Source organism: Georgenia sp. 311, from assembly GCF_006151955.1.
GTDB lineage: Bacteria > Actinomycetota > Actinomycetes > Actinomycetales > Actinomycetaceae > Oceanitalea > Oceanitalea wutianyii.
In genome coordinates this window covers 38241-64923 of sequence record NZ_VDFS01000045.1, presented here as the reverse complement: position 1 = coordinate 64923, position 26683 = coordinate 38241, and the positions used below count along the sequence as shown (strand labels likewise).

Below are 26683 nucleotides of genomic sequence, written 5' to 3'. Positions count from 1 at the left end.
GTATGCCCACGCGGGACTCGGCACGCCGCCCGTTCTGCCCGGCCGCCGAGTGTTCACCGGTGAGTCATCAGTCGTTCACCAGGGGCTGGAACGATACCGTTGGTGTCACCGTCGAGCTTTGGAGGAACGAGTGCGAGAGATCTTCAACCAGGAGCTGGAGCAGGTCGGCACCGACCTCCACCGGATGAGCCTGCTCGTCATCGACGCGATCGAGAACGCCTCCACCGCCCTGCAGACCGCCGACCTCCAGCTGGCCGAGAACGTCATCCGGGCCGACGAGCAGATCGACGAGATCGAGCGCAGCCTCGACGAGCAGTGCATCTCGCTGCTCGCCCGCCAGGCACCGGTCGCCACCGACCTGCGCGTCGTCATCGCCGCGCTGCGGATGTCGGCGACCATCGAGCGGATGGGTGACCTCGCCCGGCACATCGCCCTGGTCGCGCGCGGCCGCTACCCCGAGGTCGCCCCTGCCCCCTCGATGCGCGAGGTCTTCACCGAGATGGGCGCCGCGGCCACGAAGGTCGCCCACCAGGTGAGCCGCCTGCTCGAGACCCGTGACCTCGAGCTCGCCGCCGGCGTCGAGCGGGACGACGACACCCTCGACGCACTCCACAAGCACACCTTCACCATCCTCCTGGACCCGGCGGTGGAGATGACCCGTCAGCAGATGGTCGACGGCGTCCTCCTCGGCCGGTACTTCGAGCGCTTCGGCGACCACGGCGTCTCGGTCGCGCGCCGCACGAGCTACCTCGTCACCGGCGACCTCAGCAACTCCGTGGCCCCGCTGCCCGAGCGCTCCTGACCCGGCGCCGGCCCCGGCACAGAAAGAACCCCGCCCGTCGTTCGACGGGCGGGGTTCTTCGTGCGTCAGGGGCTACTTGCCCTGGTTGGCCACGGCGGCGATGGCAGCCTCCGCGGCGGCGGGGTCGAGGTAGCGACCGCCGGGGGTGATGGGCTTGAGGTCCTCGTCGAGCTCGTAGAGCAGCGGGATGCCGGTCGGCACGTTGAGCCCGGAGATGCTCTCGTCGTCGATGCCGTCGAGGTGCTTGATGATCGCGCGCAGCGAGTTGCCGTGCGCGGCCACGAGGACGACCTTGCCGGCCTTGAGGTCCGGCACGACGTCGGACTCCCAGTACGGCAGGGCGCGCTCGAGGACGTCCTTGAGGCACTCGCTCGACGGGATCGGCTCACCGGCGTAGCGCGGGTCGGCGTCCTGGGAGAACTCCGAGCCGGCCTCGATCGGCGGCGGCGGGACGTCGTAGGAGCGGCGCCAGAGCATGAACTGCTCGTCGCCGTACTCCTCGCGGATCTCCTTCTTGTTCTTCCCCTGGAGCGCACCGTAGTGGCGCTCGTTGAGGCGCCAGTGGCGCTTCACCGGGATCCAGTGACGGTCCGCGCGGTCGAGAGCGAGGTTCGCCGTCGAGATCGCGCGCCGCAGGAGCGAGGTGTGGACGACGTCGGGGGCGACGCCGGCCTCACGGAGCAGGTCTCCGCCGCGCAGCGCCTCCTCGGTGCCCTTCTCGGACAGCGGGACGTCGACCCAGCCGGTGAACAGGTTCTTCGCGTTCCAGTCGCTCTCGCCGTGGCGGAGCAGGACAAGGGTGTAGGTCATGAGGCCATTGTCTCCCATGGCCGGGGTGACGTCGCGGGACCTGGGGCACCCTGAGACGCCCCAGGTCCCGCGCGCGCGTCAGTTGGCCTTGGCGTAGGCCTCGGTGACCTCGGCGGGGATGCGGCCGCGGTCGGAGACCGTGTAGCCGTTCCCGCGGGCCCACTCGCGGATCTTGGCGGCGTCGCCGGAACCCGAGCGGGAGGCGCCGGAGCTGCGGCCGGAGCGGCGGGGGGCGGGGGTGCGGCGTCCGCCGGCGCGACGCGCGTGGCCGACCCAGGGGGCGAGGGCGTCGCGCAGCTTGGCGGCGTTCTCGGTCGTCAGGTCGATCTCGTAGCTCACGCCGTCCAGGCTGAAAAGAACTGTCTCGTCCGCGGGTGCCCCGTCGACATCGTCGATGAGCGTGACCTGAACCTTCTGCGCCATGTGCTTCTCTTCCTGTGGCTTCCGGCCCACCCGTTCAGCGGACCTCCATATCGCCGTTCACGAGGAATAGCGATGCGCACAGACTAATTAATTGATTCCGTATTGTCACGCCCGTCAGCCTGCCCGGCGTTCTCCTGCATCTCGAACTTCCGGAATGCGGCGCGCTCCCGCCGGTCCGCGAGCAGAATGGCCCGCATGATTACCACGAATATGATTCCCAGGCCGATCGAGGGAACGAACGCCACGACGAAGTCCATGCGCCCATCGTACGGCCGCCCACGGGGGCGCCAATGCCCTGACGTGCCACAGCCCGGGCCCACGCCGTGGGTCCGGGCTGTCTGAGCCGCCTGTGGGAATCGAACCCACGACCTTCTCATTACGAGTGAGACGCTCTGCCGACTGAGCTAAGGCGGCGCGGCCCACGCGGGGCAGCGCGGACAACTGTACCGGGGCAGGGCCCGTGGACCAAAGTCAGCAGACGAGGCCGTCCTCCGGCACCACGCCGTCGAGCAGGTAGTCGTCCACCGCGGTGGTGACGCACTCCCCCGCGCGGCCGTAGGCGGTGTGCCCCTCGCCCTCGTAGGTGACGAGGACGGCCGAGCTCAGCTGGTCGGCGAGCTGCACCGACCACTCGTAGGGCGTGGCGGGGTCACCGGTCGTGCCGATGACGACGATCGGGGGCGCGCCGTCGGCGCTCACCGGGCCGCGCTCGACCGTGGACTGCACGGGCCACGCCGCGCACGTGACGTCCCCGAAGGCGAGCGCCGAGCCGAACGTGGGGGAGATCTCCTCCAGCTCCTTGGCCTGCTGCCGCCAGTCGGCGAGGTCGCCCTCGACCGGGTAGTCGAGGCAGTTGATGGCGATGTTCGCCTCGGTGGAGTTCGTCGCGTAGGTGCCGTCCGGCTCACGCTCGGCGGACAGGTCGGCCAGGAGGAGCAGCTGCGAGCCGTCGTTCTGGTGCATCGCGGCGTCGAGCGCGGAGGTGAGGAGCATCCAGTAGGCGTCGTCGTACAGCGGCATGATGATGCCGGAGAACGCGAGCGGCGCGGTGAGCTCGCGGTCGGTGCCGGTGGGCAGCGGGGTGCGGCTGGTGAGCTCGAGCAGGTCCTGGACCTGGCCGACCGCGGAGTCGACGTCCCCGCTGAGCGGGCAGCCCGAGCTCGCGAGGCAGTCCTCGGCGTACGCCCGCAGCGCCTGCTCGAACCCGGCAGCCTGACCGCGCACGATGTCGGCGCTGCTCAGCGAGGGGTCCAGCGCGCCGTCGAGCACCATGCGCCCGACGTGCTCGGGGAAGAGGTCGGCGTAGATCGCGCCGAGGTAGGTGCCGTAGGAGTAGCCGAGGTAGTCCAGGCGCGGCTCGTCGAGGACGGCCCGCAGGACGTCGAGGTCACGCGCCGCGCTCTCGGTGTCGACGTGCCCGAGCAGCTCGCCGGAGTTCTGTGCGCACGCGGCGGCGAGCTCCTCGGCCGCGCTCGCGAGCCCGGTCAGGCCCTCCTCGGTGGAGTCGTAGTCCGCCGAGCGGATCTCGTCGAGCTCGGCGTCGTCCACGCAGTCCACGGGGGTGGACTCGTTGACCCCGCGCGGGTCGAAGCCGACGATGTCGAAGCCGTCGAGCAGCTCGGAGGAGAACAGGAGGTCGGCCGCCTCGACGAGCTGGATGCCCGAGCCGCCCGGGCCGCCAGGGTTGACGAGCAGGGAGCCGACGGGGTCGGCCGAGCCGGCCGCGCGCCGCTTGAGCGCGAGGGTGATCGTCTCGCCGTCGGGCTCGGCGTAGTCGAGCGGCACCGTGACGTCGGTGCAGTCGTAGCCGTTGCCGCACTCCTCCCAGGTGACGTCCTGGTCGTAGAAGGCGGCCAGGCCGTCGGGGACCGCCGGCATCGTCTCCTCGGGCCGGGGGCTCCGCGTCTCCCCCGCCGTCGTGGTGGCGTCGTCGTCGGGCTCCTCGGCCGCGGTGCAGGCGACGAGGGCCGCGACGGTCGCGAGGGCGAGGCTTGCGCGCAGGGTCCGGCTCACCGGGACCACTCTACAAGCGGGCTCCCCCGGCCTGCGGGCGCAGGCCGACCATCATGGCCTCCACGGCGAGCAGCGGCGCGACGTTCGCCGCGAGCCGGGTGCGCGCCGTGGCGACGGCGTCCATCCGTCGCAGCGTCTGCTCCGGGGTGGAGTCGGCGGCCAGCGCTCGCACCTCGTTCTCGAGGTCGACGTTGACGAGCGGCACGTCGGCGCCGAGCTGGACGACGACGACGTCGCGGTAGAGGGACAGGATGTCGACCATCGCCCGGTCCAGGACGTCGCGCTGCGCCCGGGTCGCGCGGCTCTTCTGGTTGTCCTCCAGCCGCTTGACCTGCGAGCGGACCGCGGGGGGCAGGCGGGTCTCCCCCTCTGCCCCGAGCGTGCGCAGCAGCTCGGCGCGCTCGGCGGCGTCGCGCTCCTCGGTGGCGGCCTTGCCCTCGGCCTGGGCCAGCTCGACGAGGTCGGCGGCCGCGAGGACGGCGTCGCCCACCCCGCGGATGCGGCTGGGCACGGTGAGGATCGAGCGGCGCCGGGCGCGCGCGTCGGGGTCGGTCGCGAGCCTGCGCGCGACGCCGACGTGGCTCTGGGCCGCGCGCGCCGCGGTGATCGCCACCGCGGGGTCGATGCCGTCGCGGCGCACGAGCAGCGCGGCGACGTCCTCCGCGGCCGGCACCCGCAGGGACACGACACGGCAGCGGGAGCGGATCGTGGCGATGAGGTCCCGCGGGCTCGGGGCGCACAGCAGCCACACGGTGCGCGGCGGCGGCTCCTCGATCGCCTTGAGCAGGACGTTGGAGGTGCGGTCGACCATCCGGTCGGCGTCCTCCATGAGCATGACCCGCCAGCGGCCCTGGGAGGGCGCCTGCTGGGCGTCGGAGACGATCGGGCGCATGTCCTCGATGCGGAAGCTCACCCGCTCGGTGGCGATGAGCTGGACGTCGGCGTGGGTGCCGAGCAGCGTCGTCGTGCAGCCGTGGCACCTGCCACAGCCCACCTCGTCCGGCGACGTGCAGGCGAGAGCGGCGGCGAAGGCGCGGGCGGCGACCGACCGACCCGAGCCGGGCGGGCCGGTGATGAGCCAGGCGTGCGTCATGCCGGTGCCGCGGGCGTCACCGCCGGTCGCGATGTCCCGCGCCGCCTCGGCCGCCGACCGGAGCACGGCGACCGCCTCCGGCTGTCCGACGACGTCGTCCCACACACTCACCGGGCGGCCCCCAGCAGCGGCTCGACGCGCTCGACGACGGCGCGGTGGACCTCGTCGGCAGGCAGGCTCGCGTCGAGGACGGCGTAGCGCACCGGGTCGGCGGCGGCGAGGCTGAGGAAGGTCGCGCGGACCTCCTCGTGGAAGGCGCTCGGCTCGCGCTCGAGCCGGTCCGGCTCCCCGCCGCGCCGGGCCGCCGCGGTGGCGGCGTCGAGGTCGAGCACGATGGTGAGGGCGGGCAGCAGGCCGTCGGTGGCCCACAGGGACAGCTCGCGGATCTCGTCGCGTCCCAGACCCCGTCCCGCGCCCTGGTAGGCGACCGAGGAGTCGATGTAGCGGTCGGTGAGGACGACGGCGCCGCGCGCGAGGGCGGGGCGCACGAGGGTGTTGACGTGGTGGGCGCGGTCCGCGGCGTACAGGAGCGCCTCGGTGCGCGGGTCGAGGTCCTCACCGTGGAGGACCTCGCGGCGCAGCGTGCGTCCGAGGTCGGTGCCACCCGGCTCGCGGGTGAGCACGACCTCACGGCCGCGGGCGGTGAGCCAGTCGCGCAGGAGGTGGGACTGGGTGCTCTTGCCGGAGCCGTCCCCGCCCTCGAGGGCGATGAACAGAGGCGCTGTCGTCACCACCCCAGCCTAACGAGCCGAGCCCCCTCCCCCGCCCCCTGTCCCCACCCGCCCCCGCCTGCCCCGCGCCCCCGCCCCCACCCCCGCGACAGCCGACTTCCGCCCGACAGCCGAGTTCCGCGCGACAGCCGAGTTCCGCGCGACAGCCGACTTCCGCCCGACAGCCGACTTCCGCCCGACAGCCGACTTCCGCAGGCCCCGCTACTCGCCGGGGTAGACGACACCGAGCTGACGACGGACCTCGTCCATCGTCTCGAGGACCGCGAGCGTGTCCGCCCAGCTCATCGTCTCGGACTCCGTCCGCCCGGCCGCCACGCACCTGGCGACCTCGGCGGCCTCGTACTGGAACCCGCCCTCGTGCCCGGGGTCGATCGTCCGCCGGTCGTCGCCGATGGTGACGGTGAAGGAGGATCCCGCGTAGAACGGCCCATCGATCTCGACCATGCCCTGCGTGCCGCAGATCGCCGCCCGGCACGGGGTGCGCGTCCAGAGTGTCGAGGAGCATGTGGCGAGCGCGCGCCCGCCGAAGCGCAGCAGCACGGTTTCCTGCCCGTCGACGTCGGTCTCGGTGAGGGCGCCGCTGGCGAGGACGGCGTCGGGAGTGCCGAGGAGGTCGTGCGCGAGGGACACCGTGTAGACCCCGAGGTCGAGGAGGGCGCCACCGGCGAGGTCGCGGTTGAGCAGCCGGCCGCCCGGGTCGCGGTCGAGGCGCTGGCCGTGGTCGGCGTACAGGCTCACGACCTCACCGAGCGCACCGCTGCGCACGAGGTGGCGGATGGCGATCATGTGCGGGAGGAAGCGCGTCCACATGGCCTCCATGACGAACACCCCGCGGTCGCGGGCGGCGTGGAAGACCTCTCGCGCCTCGGCGGCACTGCGGGTGAACGCCTTCTCGACGAGCACGTGCTTGCCGGCCTCGATCGCCAGGAGCGCCTGGGCGCGGTGCTCGCTGTGGGGCGTGGCGACGTACACGGCGTCGACGTCGTCGTCGGCGACGAGGTCGTCGTAGCCGGCGTGGGAGCGCCGGATCCCGAACTCAGCGGCGAAGGCCGCGGCGCGGGCGCCGTCCCGGGACCCGACGGCGACGACCTCGCCGCTGCTGAAGGTCGGCACCTGGTGAGCGAAGGACCGGGCGATCCCACCGGCCCCGAGGATTCCCCACCTCAGTGGCGGCGCGTCCAGCGGGTCGGGCGCGGCGGGCAGGTCGAGGACAGGTGAGGTCATGGGTGTGCAGCCTAACCAGCCCCACCGCGGCCGGCGGAGAAATGTCACACCGTGGTCGGCGCCACCTATTCACCCGTGACGGATGACCTGCCCCGAATTCGCGACATCCGAATCATCCACTTGCGTCCGAAAAGGGGAGCGATCGTCAACTCCCGACGACGATCGACCCGTGTCGAACAGACCGGCCATCTCTCCCGTCAACCTTCCCTCGCACACAAGTCGGCTGTCGTGCACAAGTCCGCTGTCGCGAGAAAGTCGGCTGTCGCGCGAAAGTCCGCTGTCGCGCGAAAGTCGGCTGTCGCGCACAAGTCGGCTCTCGCGAGAAAGTCGGCTCTCGCGCGAAAGTCGGCTGTCGCGGGTGGGTGGGACGGTCAGGTGGTCTTCTTGGTCGCCTTCGCGGCGGGCTTCTTGGCAGCGGGCTTCTTGGCGGCAGGCTTCTTGGCGGGGGTCTTGCGCGTCGTCGCCTTCTTCGCCGGCGCCTTGGCGCGCTTCTCGGCGAGCAGCTCGTAGGCGCGCTCGGGCGTCACCGTCTCCACGGCGTCGTCCTTGCGGAGCGTCGCGTTCGTCGTGCCGTCGGTGACGTACGGGCCGAACCGGCCGTCCTTGACGACGACGGGCTTGCCGCTCACCGGGTCCTCGCCGAGCTCGCGCAGCGGCGGCTTGGCCGTCGCCCCGCGTCCGCGCTTGGGCTGCTTGTACAGCTCGAGCGCCTCCTCGAGGGTGATCTCGAAGATCTGGTCCTCGCCCTCGGGCAGGGTGCGGGAGTCGGTGCCCTTCTTGAGGTAGGCACCGTAGCGACCGTTCTGGGCGGTGATCTCCTCACCGCTCTCCGGGTCGGTCCCGACCACCCGCGGCAGCGACAGCAGCCGCAGCGCGTCCTCGAGGCTCACCGTCTCCAGCTGCATCGAGGAGAACAGCGAGGCCGTCCGGGCCTTGGCGGGCTTCTTCCTGCCCTTCGCCGGAGTCTCCTCCTCGGGCAGCAGCTCGGTGACGTAGGGCCCGTAACGGCCGGTCTTCGCGACGATCATGTGCCCCGACTCGGGGTCGACGCCGAGCTCACGGCCGTCCTCGACGCTCGCCTCGAGGAGCTCGCGCGCCTTGTCGACGGTGAGCTCGTCGGGGGCGACGTCGTCGGGCACCGAGGCCCGTCCCTCGCCGTCCGCGGTCTCGAGGTAGGGCCCGTAGCGGCCCACGCGCAGCGTGATGCCGTCGCCGATGTCGATGCTGTTGACCGCGCGGGCGTCGATGTCGCCGAGGCCCTCGACGAGCCCGCGCAGGCCCTCCACATCGCCCTCGCCGCGGTAGAAGCGGGAGAGCCACTCGACGCGGTTCTCCTGCCCGGCGGCGATCTCGTCGAGGTCGGACTCCATCGAGGCGGTGAAGTCGTAGTCGACCAGGCGCGGGAGGTTCTCCTCGAGCAGCCGGGTCACCGAGAAGGCGAGCCACGTCGGCACGAGCGCCTGGCCGCGACGCTCGACGTAGCCGCGGTCGGTGATGACCGAGATCGTCGAGGCGTAGGTCGACGGGCGGCCGATCCCCCGCTCCTCCAGCGCCTTGACGAGGCTGGCCTCGGTGTAGCGCGGCGGCGGGGTGGTCTCGTGCCCGTCGGCGACGACGGACTCGGTGTCGACGAGGTCGCCCTCGCCGAGGCGGGGCAGCCGGGTCTCCTTGTCCTGGCCGCCGGACTCGGCGTACCGCTCGGCGTCGCGGCCCTCCTCGTAGGCGGCGAGGAAGCCACGGAAGGTGATGACGGTGCCCGACGCGGTGAGCTCGGCCGTGCGCGTGCCGTCGGCGAGCGCGGCGTCGGCGCTCAGGCGCACGGTGGCCGTCGAGCCGCGGGCGTCGGCCATCTGCGAGGCGACGGTGCGCTTCCAGATGAGCTCGTAGAGCCGGAACTGGGCCCCGGTGAGCTGGCCGGCGACCTGTGCCGGGGTGCGGAAGGAGTCACCCGCGGGGCGGATGGCCTCGTGCGCCTCCTGGGCGCCCTTGGACTTCTGGGCGTAGAACCGCGGCTTGGCCGGCACGTAGTCCGCGCCGTACAGCTCGGTCGCCTGCGCGCGGGCGGCGGCGATCGCCTGCTGCGACAGCGCCGACGAGTCCGTTCGCATGTAGGTGATGAAGCCGTTCTCGTAGAGGCCCTGCGCGGTGCGCATGGTCTCCCGGGCCCCCATCCGCAGCTTGCGGCTGGCCTCCTGCTGGAGCGTGGAGGTGGTGAACGGGGCAGCCGGACGGCGCGTGTAGGGCTTGGTCTCCATGGAGACGACGCGCGCCTGCGCGTCCTGCAGCGCCGTGGCGAGCGCCGTCGCGGTGGCCTCGTCGAGGTGGACCGCCTGCGCCTTGCGCGCGGCGGCGGTGAGCTGCCCGTCGTCGCCGAAGTCGCGGCCGGTGGCGACCTTCGCGCCGTCGAGGGTGACGAGGCGCGCGTCGAAGGAGCGGCGACCGTCGGCGTCGTCGGCGTCCCCGCCGGTGAAGGTGCCCTTGACGTCCCAGTAGGAGGCGGAGCGGAACGCCATGCGCTCACGCTCGCGCTCGACGACCATCCGGGTGGCGACCGACTGGACGCGGCCGGCGGAGATGCGCGGGCGGACCTTGCGCCACAGGAGCGGGGAGACCTCGTAGCCGACGAGCCGGTCGAGGATGCGGCGCGCCTCCTGGGCGTCGACGAGGCGCTCGTCGAGGTCGCGGGTGTTCTGCAGCGCCCGCTGGATGGCCTCCTTGGTGATCTCGTGGAAGACCATCCGCTTGACGGGGACCTTGGGCTTGAGCTCGTCCAGGAGGTGCCAGGCGATGGCCTCCCCCTCGCGGTCCTCATCGGTGGCGAGGTAGAGCTCGTCGGCGTCCTTGAGGGCGCGCTTGAGCTCGGCGACCTTCTTCTTCTTGTCCGAGTCGACGACGTAGTACGGCTCGAAGTCGCCCTCGACGTCGATGGCGAACTTGCCGAAGGGGCCCTTCTTCATGTCGGCGGGCAGCTCGGAGGGCTGGGGGAGGTCGCGAATGTGTCCGACGCTCGCCTCCACGTCGAACTCCGGCCCGAGATAACCGCCGATGGTGCGTGCCTTCGCGGGCGACTCGACGATCACGAGCTTGCGGGAACCTGCCACCGCCCTACCTTCCTTCATGCGATGGGGAATGTCGTGGTGACGGTACCTGATGGACAGGGGAGGCACTGCCGCCCGCTCGGCCGCGGAGGCCCCAGCCGGGTGTCCACACCGGGTGAGAAGTGGACGAGCGGCGGGTCGTCGGGCGCCGGCAGCCCGGCCGCGGTGAGGAGGGAGTCGCCGTCCACGACGACGGTGCGGGCCTCGTGCAGCGGCCAGTCCCTGTGGTCCACCGGGACCTGCCACAGCCGCCCGGCGCGGCGGGTGAAGGCCCAGTAGCGGGCGGTGAGGAAGACCGTGAGCGGGTCGGGCCGGTGGACGCGCGCGCCGACGTCGACGACGGCGCACAGCTCCGCCGGCCCGTGCGGCAGGACGCGGCGGCTGCGGTAGGTGACGCGGTGCACCGGCGGCCGGTGGGTGACGTTCACCTCCGCCCGCGCCCAGGCGTAGGGCAGGCCGAGGGCGCGCAGCGCGGCGATGATCCACAGCCGGGGCGTGTCGAGGGAGAAGAACCAGATGCCGCTCGTGCCGTTCGGGTGACGCACGTACGTGCGGCAGTTGACCTCGGGGAAGGAGGACAGGTGCGGGACCGGCGGCAGCCCGGGCACCCGAACGTCGCGCATCTCGAAGGGGGTCACCCCGACCCAGGCGCGACCCTGCGCCGTCTCGACCCGCAGGTCCGGCGGTAGCAGGGCCTGGACGACCGCGGGCGGGTAGCTCCAGTGGAGGAAGGTGAGGCCGTGCCAGCCCTGGAGGTTGACGGCCCGGGGGACGCGCTCCATGCGGGGAACCTACCCCCGCCCTGCGCGCCCGGCCCGGCGGGCGGGCGTTGAGGTGCCGGGCGGCCGCGCGCCAGGGTCAGGCGAGGCGCAGGAAGCCGTCGAGGAGGAGGTCCCGGGCGGCGGGCAGCACCTCGGCGGCGACGGCGTCGGCGGGCTGGTCGAGCAGCGCCGCGAGCCCCCCGACGATCTGGCCGAGGGTGAGCTCGCCGTCGCACGCACCGACGGCACCGGCGACGAGCGTGCCGGGGCGGTAGGTCCGCCCGAACCCCTCGCCCTGGCGCAGCTGGAGCACCCGCGGGTCCTGCTCGCCGGGGCGCAGGTAGCGCTCCTCGGTGACGTCGTCGGCGACGACGAGGTGGGTGGCGGCGAGCGCGGCGTCGTCGTGGGTGGCGAGCCACTCCTGGGCGAGGAGGACCGCCGTGACGTGACCGCCGAGCGGGCGGTGGACCGGGGCGTCGACCTCCTCGAGCCGGCGCCACGGCGTGGTCGAGGCCGCGGCAGGGCGGCGCAGGAGGACGTAGCCGAACCCGACGGCCTCGACGCCGCGGGCCTCGAAGTCGTCGAGCCATGCCTCGAGGGCGGCGTCGAACAGCGGGCTGCCGGGACGCAGGCCGCCGTCGCGCAGCCACGTGTGGGCGTACTCGGCGGGGTCCTGAACCTCGCGCTGGACCACCCAGCCGTCGGTCCCGGCCGCGGCGAGCCAGCCACCCACCCGCTCGCGCCACCCCTCGCCGGAGTGGTGCTCCCAGTTGCCGAGCAGCTGGGCGACGCCGCCGGGCGCGAGGTGGTCCCCGAGCCCGGCGACGAGGTCGCCGACGAGCGAGTCGCCGGGCTTCGCACCGTCCCGGTACTCCATGACCGGCAGCCCGGCGGCGTGGGCGGCCGGCGGCGTGATGACGAACGGCGGGTTGGACACGACGAGGTCGAACCGCTCGCCGCGGACCGGCTCGAGCAGCGACCCCTCCCGCAGGTCGAAGGCGGTCCCGGCGAGCGCGGCGTTGAAGGCGGCGAAGTCCAGGGCCCGCCGTGAGACGTCGGTCGCCACGACGTGGTCGGCGTGCCGGTGGGCGTGCAGCGCCTGGATGCCGCAGCCGGTGCCGAGGTCGAGCACCCGCGGGCGGTGGTCGCGCACGGTCGTGCGGGCCAGGGTGAGGGAGGCGCCGCCGATCCCCAGGACGTGGTCGGCGCGCAGGCTGTGCCCGGTGGCGAGTTCCCCGAGGTCCGAGGCCACCCACCAGCGGGTCTCGCCGGCGTCGTCGGACACCTCGTAGGGGCGCAGGTCGACGAGGCCGCGGACCTCGTCGTCGGGCCCCTGGCCTGCGGCGACCACAAGTCCGGCGGCGACGGCGCCCGCCGTGCCGGTGCGCGGCAGCGCGGCGTCCAGCGCCGCCCGCCGCACCGGCAGCCCGAGCACGAGGAGCCGGGCGAGGACGGCGGCCGGCGCCGCGGACCGGGCCGTCGCGCGCCGCGCCGGCACGGGCTCCTCACGGCTGAGCGCCGCCGTGGCGACCGGGCCGAGCGCGTCCTCCACCGCGTCGCGCGTGTAGCCGGCGGCGAGGTCGGCGCGCAGCCCGGCGGCGAGGTCGGCGGGCAGGCGGGGCGGGGGCGGGCTCGCGGTCATACGAGGAGCCTACGGGGGTGTTCGGCATCACATGTCGCCGCTAGCCTCGGGCAGGGGGCACGGCTGCGGAGCGGCGCCTCCGTCCACCACCGACACCATCCGGAAGGACCACATGCGCACTCGCAGAGCACTGCCCGCCGTGACCACGGCGGCCCTGCTGCTGGCAGCCGCGGCGTCACCCGCCGCCGGTCTGCCGAGCGACCCCGAGCAGCTCGAGGTCACCCTCCTCGCCACGACCGACGTGCACGGGCACGTCTACGACTGGGACTACTTCCGCAACCAGCCGTTCCCGGACGCGAGCGCCTCGCGTCCCGACTCCCTGGGGCTCACCCGCCTGGCCACCGCCGTCGCGCAGGTCCGCGCCGAGAAGGGCGAGGAGTCCGTCGTCCTCGTCGACAACGGCGACGCGATCCAGGGCACTCCCCTCACCTACTACTACGGGATGGGTGCCGGCCGTCAGGCCGTGCTCGACGACGACATGACCCACCCGATGGCCGCGGCCTTCAACTACCTGGACTACGACGTCCAGACGGTGGGCAACCACGAGTACAACTACGGGCTCGACCTGCTCTCCGCCTACGAGGAGGACCTCGACTTCCCGCTGCTCGGCGCCAACGTGCTCGAGGCGGGCACCGAGGACCCCTACCACCAGCCGTACGAGCTCATCGAGCGGACCATCGACGGTGAGCAGGTGACCATCGGTGTCATCGGCATGGTCACCCCGGGCGTACGGATCTGGGACAAGCAGTACGTCGACGGCGTGCTGGAGTTCCAGGACATGCTCACCGCCGCCGAGCGGTGGGTTCCGGTCGTCGACGACCTCGCCGACGTCGTCGTCGTCATCGCCCACACGGGCGACGGCACCGTGCCCGACGCCGCCTACGACCGCGCGGCCCTCCACGAGGACGTCACCGGCAACATCGCCCGGCAGGTCCCGGGGATCGACGTCATCGTCGCCGGGCACAGCCACCAGAACGTCCCCGAGCGGGTCTTCACGAACACCGCGGGTGAGCAGGTCCTCATGACCCAGCCGAACTTCTGGGCACGGTCGGTCACCGAGACGACGCTCAACCTCGTCCCGGACGCCGACGGCGGCTGGCAGGTCGACTGGTCGGAGGGCAACGCGCCCACCGCGGTCCCCCACACCGGGCTCGAGCACGCCGAGGACCCCGGCCTGTCGGCGCTGCTGGCGCCGGAGCACGCGACGACGGTCGACTACGTCAACACCCCCGTCGCCGAGTCGGTGACCGAGCTCCCGGCGAGCACCTCGCGCTACGAGGACACCGCGATCATCGACTTCATCAACCACGTCCAGCAGACGACGGTCGAGGCCGCCCTCACCGCGGACCAGCGCTCGGCGCGGACCGTGATCTCCCAGGCGTCACCGTTCTCCCGGACGGCCGTCTTCCCGCAGGGCGAGGTGACGATCCGTGACATCGCCGGCCTGTACATCTACGAGAACACGCTGCGCGCCGTCGAGCTCACCGGCGCCCAGCTGCGCGACTACCTCGAGTACTCCGCCCGGTACTTCAACCAGGTCGAGGAGGGCGCGCCGTTCGACCCGGAGACGGGCACCAACGCCGTCTACGACGACCGCCCCGAGGGCGTCCCGGACTACAACTACGACGCGATCTCGGGCCTGGACTACCACATCGACATCTCCCAGCCCGTCGGGGAGCGGATCGGCGGGCTGTCCTACCCGGACGGCACGCCGGTGGGCGATGACGACCTGTTCGTCCTCGCGGTGAACAACTACCGGCAGAGCGGCGGCGGCGCGTTCCCGCACGTCGCGCAGGCGCCGGTGGTCTACGACGAGCAGCAGGAGATCCGCCAGCTGCTCATCGAGTGGGCCCAGGAGCGGGGCGTCATCGACCCGAGCGAGTTCTTCGTGGAGAACTGGCGGCTCGTCACCGAGCCGGTGGCCGCCCCGGAGCCGGTCGAGCCTCCCGCCGAGGAGCCGGTCGAGGTCCCGGTGGACGACCCGACGACGCCGCAGCCGCCGACCGACTCGACGGCCCAGCCGGGCACCGGGGCGACCACCCCGCCCGCCGGTGGCGCGGGCGAGGGACGGCTGCCGAGCACGGGTGCGCCGGTGACGGCGCTCGCCGGGCTGGCCGTGCTCGCGGTCCTGGCCGGGGCGGCAGCGCTGGTCCAGCGACGCCGGATGGACAGCTCGGCCTGAGACGAGCGACGGGCGGGGCTGCTGCGGCGGCCCCGCCCGTCGCCGTCCCTCGCCACCGGTCCGTACGCTGGGGCAATGAGCACGGTGGTGGCGGGGCCGCAGGTCCTGCGGGCGGCGGAGTGGTCGGCGCGGGAGGCCGCGCACCGCAGTCGTGCCCGCGACCTCACCGCCGCCCACCGCGAGCGCCAGTCCCGCGGGCAGTGCCACCCCGTCGAGGACTTCCTCTTCGACTACTACACGCTCCGCGCCGGGCGCCTGGAGCGGTGGCACCCCGGCACCGGGGTGCGCCTGTCGCCCGACGGCGCGACGCCCGAGGACCTCGCCCGGCTCGACGCCCGGGCCGCCTGGCGCTGGTACCGCACGACCGACGACGGCGCCGTCGAGGTCGACGCCGCCCGGTTCGTCGCCGACCGGGGGCCCGCGCTGAGCCGCCTGCTCACCGTGCTGCGCGCGACCGCCTCCCGGCCCGCGCACCTGGGCTGCCTGGGACTGCACGAGTGGGCGATGGTCTACCGCCAGCCGCCGGCCGAGCGCCGCCACGACCTGCCGCTGCGGCTGGGCGCCGAGGGCACCGACGCCGTCGTGGAGTCCCACCCCGTGCGGTGCACCCACTTCGACGCCTTCCGCTTCTTCACCCCTGCGGCGCGGCCCTTCAACCGGCTGCAGCCCACCCGGGAGAGCCAGGCCGGGCTCGAGCAGCCCGGCTGCCTGCACGCGAACATGGACCTCCTGCACGCGGCGCTCACCCTGAGCCCGGCCTGCCCGGGCGACCTGCTGCTCGACGCGTTCGAGCTGGCCCGCGACATCCGCGTGCTCGACATGCGCGCCTCCCCCTACGACGTCACCGCACTCGGCCTCACGCCGGTCGCGGTCGAGACCGCCGACGGGCGCGCGGAGTACGTGGCGGCCCAGCGGGGGTTCGCCGAGCGAGCCCGGCCGCTGCGCGAACGGCTCGTCGACGTCGGGGAGGGGCTGGGGCTGTGAGGACGTGCAGGGTACGGCAGATGCGGGCCGGCGTCAGGGTGGCGGCGGTGGTGGCGCTCGTCGTCGTCCTCGGGGCGTGCGGGGAGGCGTCACCGGCCGGGCCGAGCGCGACGCCCACGCCGACGCCCACGCCGACGTCGCTCGAGCTGCCCACCGGGGGCGCCACGCCGACGTCGCCGGCGACTGACGCGCCCGGCGTCGCGGCGGCCGTGGCGGACCTCGCCGAGCACCTGGGCGTGGACCCGGCCGAGGTGGTCGTGGTCAGCCTCCAGGACGTCACCTGGCCCGACGGCTCGCTCGGCTGCCCGCAGCCGGGGATGAGCTACACGATGGCCCAGGTCCCCGGATCCCGGCTGGTGCTCGCGGCGCAGGGGCGGGAGTTCTCCTACCACGCGGGCAGCGAGCCGGTCTTCACCCGCTGCGCGACCCCCACCCTGGCGCCGCGCGACACCCACTGACCCGCCGCGGACTCCGCCGGCACGACGCCGCGCCGGTCGGGTCCCGCACCGTCCCCGACACCCGTTGCGCCCTGGCGCCGCCGGGCCGACACTCGGAGTGAGGGCAGGTACCCCCCGCACCAGTGAGGAATCGGGTATGAGCCGCACCACGAGCTCGAACGGGACGGACGGGCAGGAGCTCGTCCTCACCCAGCGGACGATCTTCGTCATCTTCAGCGCGCTCATGGCGGCGATGCTGCTGTCCGCGCTCGACCAGTCGGTCGTGAGCACGGCGCTGCCGACGATCGTCGGCGACCTCGGCGCCGTCCAGCACGAGGGCTGGATCATCACCGGCTACCTCCTCGCCATCGCCATCGTCATGCCGATCTACGGCAAGATCGGCGACCTGTGGGGACGCCGCAAGCCCTTCCTCGTCGCCGTCGCGATCTTCGTCATCGGCTCGACCGGGTCCGCCCTGTCGTCCTCGTTCGCTGAGCTCGTGACGTGGCGATCGCTCCAGGGCCTGGGCGCCGGCGGCCTCGTCATCCTCAGCCAGGCGATCATCGCCGACATCGTCTCGGCCCGGGACCGCGGCAAGTACATGGGCCCCATGGGGGCGGTCTTCGGGGTCGCGACCGTCGCCGGGCCGCTGCTCGGCGGCTGGTTCACCGACGGTCCCGGCTGGCGGTGGTGCTTCTGGCTCAACGTCCCGATCGGCATCATCGCCTTCGCCGTCGCGTTCTTCCGGCTCAAGCTGCCCGCGCGCCGGGCGACCACGCGCTTCGACCTGGCCGGGGCGGTCCTCATCGCCACGACCACCGCCGGGATCGTCCTCCTCACGAGCTGGAGCACGATCTCCGACGACGGCCGGTACGACTGGGGCAACCCCGTGCTGCTCGGCCTCGCGGTGGCCACCGTGGTGGCGCTGGCGGCGTTCATCGTCGTGGAGAGGAGGGCGAGCGACCCGCTCATCCCGCTGAGCCTGTTCCGCAGCCGGACGTTCTCGGTCTCCGTCTCGATCGCCCTGCTGCTCGGCATCACGATGTTCGCGGCCCTGTCGTTCCTGCCGACGTTCCTCCAGATGGCGCGCGGCTACGACGCCACCGATGCCGGGCTCCTCATGCTCCCCATGACGGTGGGGCTCATGATCACGGCCATCGGCTCCGGCCTCCTCATCACCCGCACCGGGCGGTACAAGCTCTACCCGATCCTCGGGATGGCGATCGCGACCGTCGGTCTGGCGCTGCTCACCCGGCTGACGGCCGACATCTCGATGGTGACCTTCGGCGCGATGATCTTCGTCCTCGGCTTCGGCATCGGCCTCGTCATGCAGACCATCGTCATCGCGGTGCAGAACGCGGTGCCCCCCGAGATGGTGGGCGTGGCGACGTCGACGAACAACTTCCTGCGCGAGATCGGCGCTGCGGTCGGGACCAGCGTGTTCTCCACGGTGTTCACGACGAACCTCACGACCCGGCTGTCCCGGGCGGTGGAGGACGTGCCCCCGGGCGACATCCCGCCGGGCTTCGGCGCGGACTCCCTCACGCCCGAGGCCGTCGACCGCCTGCCCTCGGCGCTGCACGAGCTGGTCGTCAACGCCTACACCGACGCCCTCGCCCCGGCGTTCTGGTACCTCGTGCCCCTCGGCGTCGTCGGCTTCGCCATCGCCTTCCTCATGAAGCAGGTCAAGCTCTCGGACAAGGCCGGTCTCGTCGCCCGCGGCGCCGCCGTGCAGGACTGAGCGGCGGCGGCGCACCCGGGCACGACGCTGCCCCCACGCCGGTGTGGGGGCAGCGAGCGACGGGTCAGCCGGCCTTGGCGGCGACCCGTGCGCGGTTCTCGTTCTCCGCGTCGACCTTCGCGGCGCGCACCCGCGAGGCGATGACGGCGCCGAAGGCGATGGCCGCGGCGAGGCTCGCCACGCCGATGCGCAGGACGTGGTTGGCGTCGGCGGGCACGCTCATGTGGACGACCGCCGGGGCGATGAGCACCGCGACGAGGTTCATCACCTTGATGAGCGGGTTGATCGCCGGGCCGGCGGTGTCCTTGAACGGGTCACCGACGGTGTCGCCGATGACGACGGCGGCGTGCGCCTCGGAGCCCTTGCCGCCGTAGCGCCCGTCCTCGACGATCTTCTTCGCGTTGTCCCACGTGCCGCCGGCGTTCGCGAGGAACACGGCCATGAGGACACCGGCCCCGATCGCGCCGCCGAGGAAGCCGGCGAGCGGTCCGACGCCCAGGCCGAAGCCGACGGCGATCGGCGCGAACGCCGCGAGCAGGCCGGGGGTGGCGAGCTCACGCAGGGAGTCGCGGGTGCAGATGTCCACGACGCGGCCGTACTCGGGGCGCACCTCGCCGGTCATGATGCCCGGGTGCTCGCGGAACTGGCGGCGCACCTCGAAGACGATGGCGCCGGCCGCGCGGGTGACGGCGTCGATCGCGAGGCCGGAGAAGAGGAACACCGTGGCCGCGCCGAGGATGACACCGACGAGCGTCACCGGGGAGATGATCTCGTAGCTGAGCATCGAGGTGACGATGCCGCCGGCGAGCTCGGTGCCGGAGTCGGTGATCTCCTGGAGCGAGGTGGCCACGGCGTCGGCGTAGGAGCCGAAGAGCGCCGTCGCGGCGAGGACCGCGGTGGCGATCGCGATGCCCTTGGTGATGGCCTTGGTCGTGTTCCCGGCGGCGTCGAGGTCGGTGAGGATCTGCGCCCCCTCGGCACTGACCTCGGCGGACATCTCGGCGATGCCCTGGGCGTTGTCGGAGACCGGCCCGAAGGTGTCCATGGCGACGATGACGCCGACCGTCGTGAGCAGGCCGCACCCGGCGAGCGCGACGAGGAACAGGGAGAGCCACACCGAGCCGCCGGCGAGGAGGAAGACCCCGCAGATGGCGGCGGCGATGATGCCGGCGGTGTACACGGCGGACTCGAAGCCGACCCCGATGCCCGAGAGGACGACGGTGGCCGCGCCGGTGCGCGAGGTGCTCGCGACGTGGAGCGTGGGCTTGGAGGTGGTGCCGGTGAAGTAGCCGGTGAGCCAGAGGATGACGCCGGCGAGCACGACGCCGATGGCGACGGCGGCGGCGGCGATGACCCGCGGGTCCCCGGTGTGGTCGAGGAGCTCGGCGCTCACGCCGTCGATCGCCCCGAAGGTGGACGGCAGGTAGACGAACGCGGCGACGGCGGCGAGCGCGACGCCGGCGAGGGCGGAGAGGTAGAAGCCGCGGTAGATCGCGGTGAGGCCGTCCTCGTCGCCCTTCACCCGGGTGATGGCGACGCCGAGCACGGCGACGATCGCGCCGATGGCGGCGACGATGAGCGGGAAGATCATGCCCTGCTCGCCGAAGACGGCCTTGCCGAGGATGAGGGAGGCGACGAGCGTGACGGCGTAGGACTCGAAGAGGTCGGCCGCCATGCCGGCGCAGTCACCGACGTTGTCACCGACGTTGTCGGCGATGGTCGCGGCGTTGCGGGGGTCGTCCTCGGGGATGCCCTGCTCGACCTTGCCGACGAGGTCGGCGCCGACGTCGGCGGCCTTGGTGAAGATGCCGCCGCCCACGCGCATGAACATCGCGAGGAGGGCGGCGCCGAAGCCGAAGCCCTCGAGCACGGCGGGCGCGTCGCCGCGGAAGACGAGGACGACGCCGGCGGCACCGAGCAGACCGAGGCCGACGACGCACATCCCGACGACGCCGCCGGTGCGGAAGGCGATGCGGGCGCCCTCGCGGCGGCCGTCGGGGTGCTGCGCGGAGGCGGCGACCCGCAGGTTGGCGCGCGTGGCGAGCCACATGCCGAGGTAGCCGATCGCGGCCGAGAACCCGGCGCCGAGGACGAAGGCGACGGCGCGGCCGACCTTGATCCCGCCGTCACCCGGCAGGAGGAAGAGCAGCGCGCAGACGACGACGACGAAGATCGCCAGGGTGCGGAACTGGCGGTTGAGGTAGGCGCTGGCGCCCTCCTGGATCGCCTGGGCGATCTCCCGCATCCGCGGGGAGCCCTCGTCCGCGGCGAGCACCTGGCGGCGCAGGACGACGGCGACGCCCAGGGCGAGGACCGCTATCCCCGCGATCACCCCCGCGATCACGAGACTTGACGTACTCAGCTCGACGAGCATCCGCCCTCCTCGGCAGCGCACCGGCGCACGACGACGGTCGCGACGGTGACGTTCGTGCGACCCGTTGGTCGCCAGTGACAGCGGGAGTCTACGCATCCCGGCACGGCCTGCCGACCCCCTTCCGCACCGCGCGCACAGAATCCCGCTCTCGGACGAGGACGGCTCCTTCTCCGGTACCGCGCCGGGACGCGCACCTCCTCCCCGGTCGGCGATGATGGGGAGGTGACCGACCTCCTTCCCCTCCTGCGCCGGCTCGGCGGGGACGACGGGAGGCTGCTGCACGTCGAACGGGTGCCGGCGCGACCGGGGCGGACCGCGCCGTGGCCGGCGTGGGCCGATCCCGACCTCGTGGCGGGCTACCGGCGTCTGGGGGTCGAGGCGCCGTGGGAGCACCAGGTGACCGCGGCGGAGTCGGTCTGGTCCGGACGGCACACGGTCATCGCGACGGCGACCGGCTCGGGCAAGTCGCTCGCGGCCTGGCTACCGGCGATCAGCGCCGTGCGCCAGGGCGCCGAGGCGGCCGCGGGACCCGACGCCGGCCGGATCACCGGCTACACCCGGCGCCCGACCACCCTGTACCTCTCCCCCACGAAGGCGCTGGCGGCCGACCAGCTCGCCGGCCTGGAGCGGCTGCTGACCGCCGCCGGCCTGCGCGGCGTGCGGGCGACGACGTGCGACGGCGACACCCCGCTCACCGAGCGCGACTGGGCCCGTGACCACGCCGACATCGTGCTGAGCAACCCCGACTTCCTCCACTTCTCGATGCTGCCGAGCCACCGGCGCTGGCAGCGCCTCATGCGCGGGCTGCGCTTCGTCGTCGTCGACGAGTGCCACGCCTACCGCGGGGTGCTCGGCGCGCACGTCGCGGCCGTGCTGCGACGCCTGCTGCGGGTGGCCGAGCACTACGGCGCGCGTCCGACGGTCGTGCTCGCCTCGGCGACGACGGGCGACCCGGCGGCGACCGGCGCGCGGCTCATCGGGGTGGACCCGGCGGAGGTGAGCGCGGTCGTCGAGGACACGGCCCCGAGCGGGACCCGCACGATCGCGCTGTGGCAGCCGGGCCTCACCCGCGAGGGCCGCGAGTGGCCCGGTGAGGGCGTGGACCTGCCCGAGGACCAGGCCGAGATCGACGACGCCGGGCCGCGCCGGAGCGCCGCGAGCGAGGCCGCGGCGCTCGTCGCCCGGTTCGTGCGCTCGGGGGCGCGCACCCTGGCGTTCGTCCGTTCGCGTTACGGCGCCGAGGCGGTCGCCGAGCAGGTCCAGCACCAGCTCGTGGGGACCGGGCTGGCCGACCGGGTGGCGGCCTACCGGGGCGGGTACCTGCCCGAGGAGCGCCGCGAGCTCGAGCGCGCCCTGCGCGAGGGGGACCTCCTCGCGCTCGCGACGACGAACGCGCTGGAGCTGGGCGTGGACGTCTCGGGCCTGGACGCCGTGGTGATGACCGGCTGGCCGGGCACGCGCGTGTCGATGTGGCAGCAGGCGGGCCGCTCGGGGCGCGCGGGGCGCGACGGGCTGGCGGTGCTCGTCGCCTCGGAGGACCCGCTGGACGCCTACCTCGTCCACCACCCGGAGGCGGTGTTCGGGCAGTCCGTGGAGGTGACGACGTTCGACCCGGCCAACCCGTACGTGCTCGCCCCGCACCTGTGCGCGGCTGCCGCCGAGGTGCCGCTCACCGAGGCGGACCTGCCGCGCTTCGGGCTCACCGACGACGCGCTGCTGCGCCACCTCGTCTCGGTGGACCTCCTGCGCCGCCGCCCCAGAGGCTGGTTCTGGAACCTCGCCCGTCCCGAGTCCCCCTCCTCCCTCACCGACCTGCGCGGCGGTGGCGGGCAGCCGGTGCAGGTCGTCGAGAGCGGGACGGGGACGGTGCTCGGGACGGTCGACGGCTCGCGCGCCGACGCGACCGTCCACCCCGGGGCGGTGTACGTCCACCAGGGCCGCACGTTCGTCGTCGACTCGCTCGCCGACGACGTCGCCCTCGTCCACGCCGAGCCGGAGGTCTCCTACCGGACCAAGCCGCGCAGCTCGACGACGGTGCGGATCATCGACGAGCAGGAGCACGCCGAGTGGTCCCACCCGGGCGGGGCCACCGTCCGCTGGTCCCGCGGCGCGGTCGAGGTGACCTCGCGGGTGACCGGCTACGACCGGCGCCGGGTACCGGGGCTGGACATCGTCGGCTCCTACCCGCTCGACCTGCCCGAGCGGGTGCTGCACACGAGCGCGGTGTGGTGGGCGGTGGACGCCGAGGCGCTCGCCGCGGTGGGGGTGGGTCCCGACGTGCTGCCCGGCGCGCTGCACGCCGCCGAGCACGCGGCGATCGGCCTGCTGCCCATCGTCGCCACGTGCGACCGGTGGGACCTCGGCGGCCTGTCCACCGCGCTGCACGCCGACACCTACCTGCCGACGGTGTTCGTCCACGACGCCTACCCGGGCGGCGCGGGCTTCGCCGAGCGGGGCTTCCGGGCCGCCGGTGAGTGGCTGCGCGCGACGCTCGGGGCGGTGGCCGGCTGCGCGTGCGCCGACGGCTGCCCCAGCTGCGTGCAGTCGCCCAAGTGCGGCAACGGCAACTCCCCGCTCGACAAGGCCGCGGCGGTGCGCGTGCTGCGCTTCCTCGTCGCCGCCTGCCCCGACTGACCATCGGCGACCGCGTCCCGGGCGCCCGGGGCGGACCTGCCTTCGTGCTCCGCCCGGCAGGGCCGGCGCGGGCGACCGCGCGCGCGGTGAGCCCGGGCCCGACCTCCCGCGCGGCCACGACCGTGACGTCCTGCCCGCCGAGGTCGCAGCGCTCCAGCCGGGCACCGTGCGCGGCGACGACCTCGGCCGCGAGCGCGCACGGGTCGCCCCCGCCCGGGCCGTGCCACCGCTGCGCGGCGGCGATCGCGGCGAGATCGGCCGCCACCTGCGCCGTCCCGCGGGCGGCGACCACCCGGCCGAGGGACGCCGCCCCGACGACGAGCACGAGGACGACGGCGACGAGTCCCAGGCCGAGCACCGTCCCCGACCCGCGCTCGTCCCGCAGCCGCCCGGCGGTCCTCGGGCGGACCCGGTGGCCCCGGCCCCGGCCCCGGCCCCGGCGTGCGCTCACCGGCCGGTCCCCGGCTCGACCCACGCCCGCGCCACAGCCGCCGCGCGCAGCCCGCTGAGGCCGGGGACGTCCGAGGCGACCTGCCGGCTCACCCGGACCTCCACCCAACCGCCGTCCTCGGCCACCGTGACGTCGGCCTCCGGCCCGGCGAGCTCGCGCGCCACGGCCGCCACGACGGCGGCCGGCTCCCCGATCGCCGCCGCCCGGGCGGCCGCCCGCGCCGCGTCCGCGCACCTCACCTGACCGAGGACCGCGGCCCCGAGGGTGAGGCACACGAGCAGGACGACGACGACCGCGGGGAGGAGGAGCGCGAGCTCGGCGGTCACCGAGCCGCGCTCCTCCCGGGCGCGCGGTCGGTGCGGACGCCGCCCCGCACCGGCGCGCATCTCACCCCACCTGCAGGGCCTGGCGGATGATGCCGAGGAGGAAGCCGCGCACCTCGTTGCTGCGCAGGATGAGCAGGAGCAGCCCGGCGAAGCCCGCGGCCGCCAGGGTGGCGATCGCGTACTCGGCCGTCGCCATGCCTGCCTCGGCCGTACGCCGCAGCGTGCGCCAGCGGGTCTCCAGCGCCCGTCGCGCGGTTCGTGCCCAACGCATGATGGTCTCCCTTCGTCGGTCGGCTGCCTGCCAGCCGGCTCGGGCCCACTGTGTGTCCCGCGGCGCGGGGCCCGCCGGGCCCGGACCCGCTGCTGTGGGCGGCGGTGGCCCGGCGCCGCGCTGTGGGCCAACGGCGCCGTCACGGACCGAGGAGCGCCCCGACTCCGGAGAGCAGCACCGGCGCCATCGCCAGCAGCACGAACGCGGGCAGGAAGCACAGCCCGAGCGGCAGGACGAGCCGGGAGGCGAGCCGCTCGGCAGCCTCCTGGGAGTCCCGGCGGCGCCGGGAGCGGATCGTCGCCGCCGCCTGCCGTACGAGCGGGCAGGGGTCGACGCCGTCGCTCCAGGCCGGCTCCAGGGCCTCGGCGAGCGGGAGGAGCTGCGGCGGGCACGGCTCCCACGCCTCCCGCCAGCCGCCGCCGAGCCGCAGCGAGGCACCCGCCGCGCGCAGGGGCCCGGCCGCGGGGTCGGGCGCGACCGCGGACCCGAGGGCCTCGAGGGCGCCGGGGACCGACGTCCCGGCGGCGAGGGCGACGTCGAGGAGGTCGAGCAGGACGGCCGGGTCGCACTCCTCGGCCGCCACCACCCGTCGCGGGCGGCGGTGCCCCGGGCGCTGAGGACCAGGGCGGGGCGCCGCCCACCCGGCCGCCGCGAGCAGCGCGAGGACCACGAGGAGCACCGGGCTCACGGCAGGGACCCGGCAGGGAGTCGCGCACGGCGGGCCGCGCGTCGCCCACCCGCGCCGGACGGCCGTTCCGCGGCGCCGACGAGCGCCCGCGTCCAGCGGCGGCCCGCGAGGAGCAGGCCGAGCCCGAGGAGCACGCTCGCCGTCCCCCAGCCGCCGTCCAGCGCCGCTCCCCACGGGTCGGCGCCGAGCCCCACGCCGAGCAGCAGGCCCAGGAACGGCAGGCCGGCGAGGATGCGGGCCGTCGAGCGAGGTCCGGCGAGCGCGACCCGCCGGGCGTCGCGGGCCTGCTCGGCCTCGGTGAGCGTCGCGGCGCAGCGGTCGAGCACGGTGGCGAGCGGCGCGCCCAGCTCCTCGGTGAGCCGGTCGGCGGCGACCACGGTGCGCACGGCGCCCGCGGTGCGCGGGTCGCGCGCGCACCGGCGCTCGAGCCGGACGAGCGCGTCGCCCGGCTCCCCGCTCGGTCCCAGGGCACGGTCGACGGCGTGCGCCCAGGCCTCCGCCGGCGGGGCACCGGCACGCAGCCTGCTCGCCACCTCGGTGACGACGACGGCGAGGTCGGGCGGGCGTCGCCGCCGCACCCGCCGCAGCCGGACCGGGCCCACGGGGCGGGTCCGCCCGGGCGGGGGACGGCCCGGCACGCGGGCGAGGACGGCGAGCGCGGTGAGGAGGAGCGCCAGGGCGGGACTCACGGCGGCTCCCGGCGGTCGAGCCGGTCGGCGAGCGCCGGCCACGCCGGGCCCTCGCGGACCTCGCCCCGGGGAGTGACCCGCAGCGCCGTGTCGCACACGAGGTCACCGTCCCGCCGGGTGAGGACGCCGATCTCCGTGAGCCGCCGGGCGCCGTCGGTGCGGCTGACGTGGAGGACGGCGTCGAGGGCGCTGACCGCCTGGACCGCCACGGCGTGCTCCCCCAGCCCGGCGAGCGACCCGAGCGCGAGGAGCCGGGCGGGGACGTCGGCCGGGGCGTTGGCGTGGACGGTGGCCCAGCCGCCGTCGTGGCCGGTGTTGAGGGCGCCGAGTACCTCGCGGACCTCCGCCCCGCGGCACTCCCCGAGGACGAGCCGGTCGGGCCGCATCCGCATCGCCGCCCGGACGAGGTCGGCCATGTCGACCCCGCCGACGCCCTGGACGTTCGGCCGGCGCACCTGGAGGTGGACGACGTGCGGGTGGTCCGGCCGCAGCTCCACGGCCTCCTCGATGCACACGATCCGCTCGTGCGGTCCCACGGTGGACAGCAGGGCGGCGAGCAGCGTCGTCTTGCCGGCCCCGGCGGCCCCGCTGACGAGGGCGTTCGCCCGGGTGGCGACGAGTCCGCGCAGCACGTCGGCGAGCGCCGGGGCGACGGTCCCACCCGCGACGAGCTCGCCGACGGACAGCGCCCGGCCGCGCTGGGTGCGCAGGCTGATGAGCGTGCCGTCGGCGGACAGCGGCGGCAGGACGGCGTGGAGCCGGGTGCCGTCGGGCAGGGCGCCGTCGACGACGGGGCACGCCTCGTCCAGCCGCTGCCCGCACGCCGCGGCGAGGCGGCCGGCCAGGGCCCGCACGTCGGTCTCCTGCCCGAGGTCGAGCCCGGTGCGAACGAGACCGCGACCGCGGTCGACCCACACGCCGCCGGGACCGTTGACCAGGACGTCGGTGACGCTGTGGTCCTCGAGGAGGTCCTGCAGCGGGCCGGCGCCGACGAGCTCGGCGCGAGCCCTGGCCTCGAGGTCGAGCAGCGCCCGCCAGCCCTGCGCGGCCACCGGCGCGCTGGCCGCCACCGCGCTGCCCACGGTCACGCCGCGCGTCGGGGCCCGGGCGAGGGCGGCGCGCAGCTCGGGGACGGTGGTCACGAGGCCAGTCCAAGCGGACGCAGGAGGCGCCGCGCCGTGGCCAGGAGCGGGCCGCGGCGCTGGTCGCCGGGCGACAGCCCGCGCTCGACGCCCGCCGTGAAGGCCCGCTCGGGCCGCATCACCGCGCCGAGCGGCAGCCCGGTGGCCTCCGCGACGTCGCCGGGCAG

22 protein-coding genes, 1 tRNA gene and 1 pseudogene are annotated in these 26683 nt (G+C 74.4%); 6 read left to right on the top strand and 18 right to left on the bottom strand.

The genetic code is table 11. The features are described 5' to 3' along the window. Window positions 1-130 precede the first annotated feature (130 nt). On the top strand, window positions 131-802 hold the full coding sequence (gene phoU / locus FHE66_RS09790; protein WP_139072773.1) for a phosphate signaling complex protein PhoU: 672 nt from the start codon (window positions 131-133) through the stop codon (window positions 800-802). A 72-nt stretch (window positions 803-874) separates the two neighbouring features. Here the strand turns inward: phoU and FHE66_RS09785 are convergent, their stop codons facing one another. The 11 genes from FHE66_RS09785 to FHE66_RS09740 form a co-directional block, all read right to left on the bottom strand. Beyond that, window positions 875-1612, bottom strand: coding sequence for a phosphoglyceromutase (locus tag FHE66_RS09785; protein WP_139072772.1), 738 nt, complete (start codon window positions 1610-1612; stop codon window positions 875-877). A gap of 78 nt (window positions 1613-1690) precedes the next feature. Then, entirely contained in the window at window positions 1691-2035 is a 345-nt protein-coding gene (locus tag FHE66_RS09780) for an Lsr2 family protein (protein ID WP_139072771.1), read from the bottom strand. An 83-nt stretch (window positions 2036-2118) separates the two neighbouring features. Continuing rightward, window positions 2119-2292, bottom strand: a complete 174-nt coding sequence (locus FHE66_RS15565) for a hypothetical protein (protein ID WP_176554731.1) — start codon at window positions 2290-2292, stop codon at window positions 2119-2121. Between the two features lie 84 nt (window positions 2293-2376). Then, a tRNA-Thr gene (locus FHE66_RS09775) sits at window positions 2377-2449 on the bottom strand. Between the two features lie 57 nt (window positions 2450-2506). Then, window positions 2507-4048 (bottom strand): alpha/beta hydrolase, encoded by a 1542-nt coding sequence (locus tag FHE66_RS09770; RefSeq protein ID WP_230976492.1) that lies wholly within the window; start codon window positions 4046-4048, stop codon window positions 2507-2509. 10 nt (window positions 4049-4058) lie between these two features. Continuing rightward, window positions 4059-5252: a DNA polymerase III subunit delta' gene (locus FHE66_RS09765; RefSeq protein ID WP_139072769.1), complete on the bottom strand. Its 1194-nt coding sequence runs from the start codon at window positions 5250-5252 to the stop codon at window positions 4059-4061. After that, window positions 5249-5872: a dTMP kinase gene (tmk, locus tag FHE66_RS09760; protein WP_139072768.1), complete on the bottom strand. Its 624-nt coding sequence runs from the start codon at window positions 5870-5872 to the stop codon at window positions 5249-5251. The genes FHE66_RS09765 and tmk overlap by 4 nt, the downstream gene beginning before the upstream one ends. Before the next feature lie 201 nt (window positions 5873-6073). Continuing rightward, window positions 6074-7096 (bottom strand): Gfo/Idh/MocA family protein, encoded by a 1023-nt coding sequence (locus FHE66_RS09755; protein ID WP_139072767.1) that lies wholly within the window; start codon window positions 7094-7096, stop codon window positions 6074-6076. Between the two features lie 371 nt (window positions 7097-7467). Continuing rightward, complete coding sequence (gene topA, locus FHE66_RS09750; protein WP_218013681.1) at window positions 7468-10197, bottom strand: type I DNA topoisomerase; 2730 nt, start codon at window positions 10195-10197, stop codon at window positions 7468-7470. 14 nt (window positions 10198-10211) lie between these two features. Further along, window positions 10212-10976: a YqjF family protein gene (locus FHE66_RS09745; RefSeq protein WP_139072765.1), complete on the bottom strand. Its 765-nt coding sequence runs from the start codon at window positions 10974-10976 to the stop codon at window positions 10212-10214. A gap of 76 nt (window positions 10977-11052) precedes the next feature. Then, window positions 11053-12597, bottom strand: a complete 1545-nt coding sequence (locus FHE66_RS09740; RefSeq protein WP_139072764.1) for a methyltransferase — start codon at window positions 12595-12597, stop codon at window positions 11053-11055. A 112-nt stretch (window positions 12598-12709) separates the two neighbouring features. Here FHE66_RS09740 and FHE66_RS09735 point away from each other — a divergent pair, with 112 nt between their 5' ends. The 4 genes from FHE66_RS09735 (at window position 12710) to FHE66_RS09720 (ending at window position 17941) form a co-directional block, all read left to right on the top strand. After that, a complete protein-coding gene (locus FHE66_RS09735; protein ID WP_176554730.1) occupies window positions 12710-14779 on the top strand; it encodes a bifunctional UDP-sugar hydrolase/5'-nucleotidase in 2070 nt (689 codons plus the stop codon). A 75-nt stretch (window positions 14780-14854) separates the two neighbouring features. Continuing rightward, window positions 14855-15763 carry a 3-methyladenine DNA glycosylase gene (locus FHE66_RS09730; protein WP_139072763.1) on the top strand — a complete coding sequence of 303 codons (909 nt, stop codon included), beginning with the start codon at window positions 14855-14857 and terminating at the stop codon, window positions 15761-15763. Window positions 15764-15783: 20 nt separating this feature from the next. Next, complete coding sequence (locus FHE66_RS09725; RefSeq protein WP_139072762.1) at window positions 15784-16221, top strand: hypothetical protein; 438 nt, start codon at window positions 15784-15786, stop codon at window positions 16219-16221. A 136-nt stretch (window positions 16222-16357) separates the two neighbouring features. After that, window positions 16358-17941 (top strand): MDR family MFS transporter, encoded by a 1584-nt coding sequence (locus FHE66_RS09720; RefSeq protein WP_139072761.1) that lies wholly within the window; start codon window positions 16358-16360, stop codon window positions 17939-17941. 64 nt (window positions 17942-18005) lie between these two features. On the opposite strand, the gene FHE66_RS09715 is transcribed toward FHE66_RS09720, so the two are convergent. Then, window positions 18006-20315, bottom strand: coding sequence for a sodium-translocating pyrophosphatase (locus FHE66_RS09715; protein ID WP_139072760.1), 2310 nt, complete (start codon window positions 20313-20315; stop codon window positions 18006-18008). 222 nt (window positions 20316-20537) lie between these two features. Between FHE66_RS09715 and FHE66_RS09710 the strand changes: the two genes are divergently transcribed. Next, a complete protein-coding gene (locus tag FHE66_RS09710) occupies window positions 20538-22949 on the top strand; it encodes a DEAD/DEAH box helicase (RefSeq protein WP_139072759.1) in 2412 nt (803 codons plus the stop codon). 70 nt (window positions 22950-23019) lie between these two features. Here FHE66_RS09710 and FHE66_RS15735 read toward each other — a convergent pair. The 6 genes and pseudogenes from FHE66_RS15735 to FHE66_RS09680 all read right to left on the bottom strand — a co-directional run. Next, a pseudogene (locus tag FHE66_RS15735) lies at window positions 23020-23400 on the bottom strand (Rv3654c family TadE-like protein); the annotation flags it as partial. Then, window positions 23397-23726: a TadE family type IV pilus minor pilin gene (locus FHE66_RS15730; RefSeq protein WP_255303678.1), complete on the bottom strand. Its 330-nt coding sequence runs from the start codon at window positions 23724-23726 to the stop codon at window positions 23397-23399. The gene FHE66_RS15730 and the pseudogene FHE66_RS15735, both read right to left, overlap by 4 nt. A 61-nt stretch (window positions 23727-23787) precedes the next feature. Then, window positions 23788-23997, bottom strand: coding sequence for a DUF4244 domain-containing protein (locus tag FHE66_RS09695; protein WP_139072757.1), 210 nt, complete (start codon window positions 23995-23997; stop codon window positions 23788-23790). Window positions 23998-24136: 139 nt separating this feature from the next. After that, window positions 24137-24685 (bottom strand): type II secretion system F family protein, encoded by a 549-nt coding sequence (locus FHE66_RS09690; RefSeq protein ID WP_139072756.1) that lies wholly within the window; start codon window positions 24683-24685, stop codon window positions 24137-24139. Next, a complete protein-coding gene (locus FHE66_RS09685) occupies window positions 24682-25374 on the bottom strand; it encodes a type II secretion system F family protein (RefSeq protein WP_176554729.1) in 693 nt (230 codons plus the stop codon). Before FHE66_RS09685 ends, FHE66_RS09690 begins: the two co-directional genes overlap by 4 nt. Further along, complete coding sequence (locus FHE66_RS09680; protein ID WP_139072754.1) at window positions 25371-26516, bottom strand: TadA family conjugal transfer-associated ATPase; 1146 nt, start codon at window positions 26514-26516, stop codon at window positions 25371-25373. The genes FHE66_RS09685 and FHE66_RS09680 overlap by 4 nt, the downstream gene beginning before the upstream one ends. Window positions 26517-26683 lie beyond the last annotated feature (167 nt).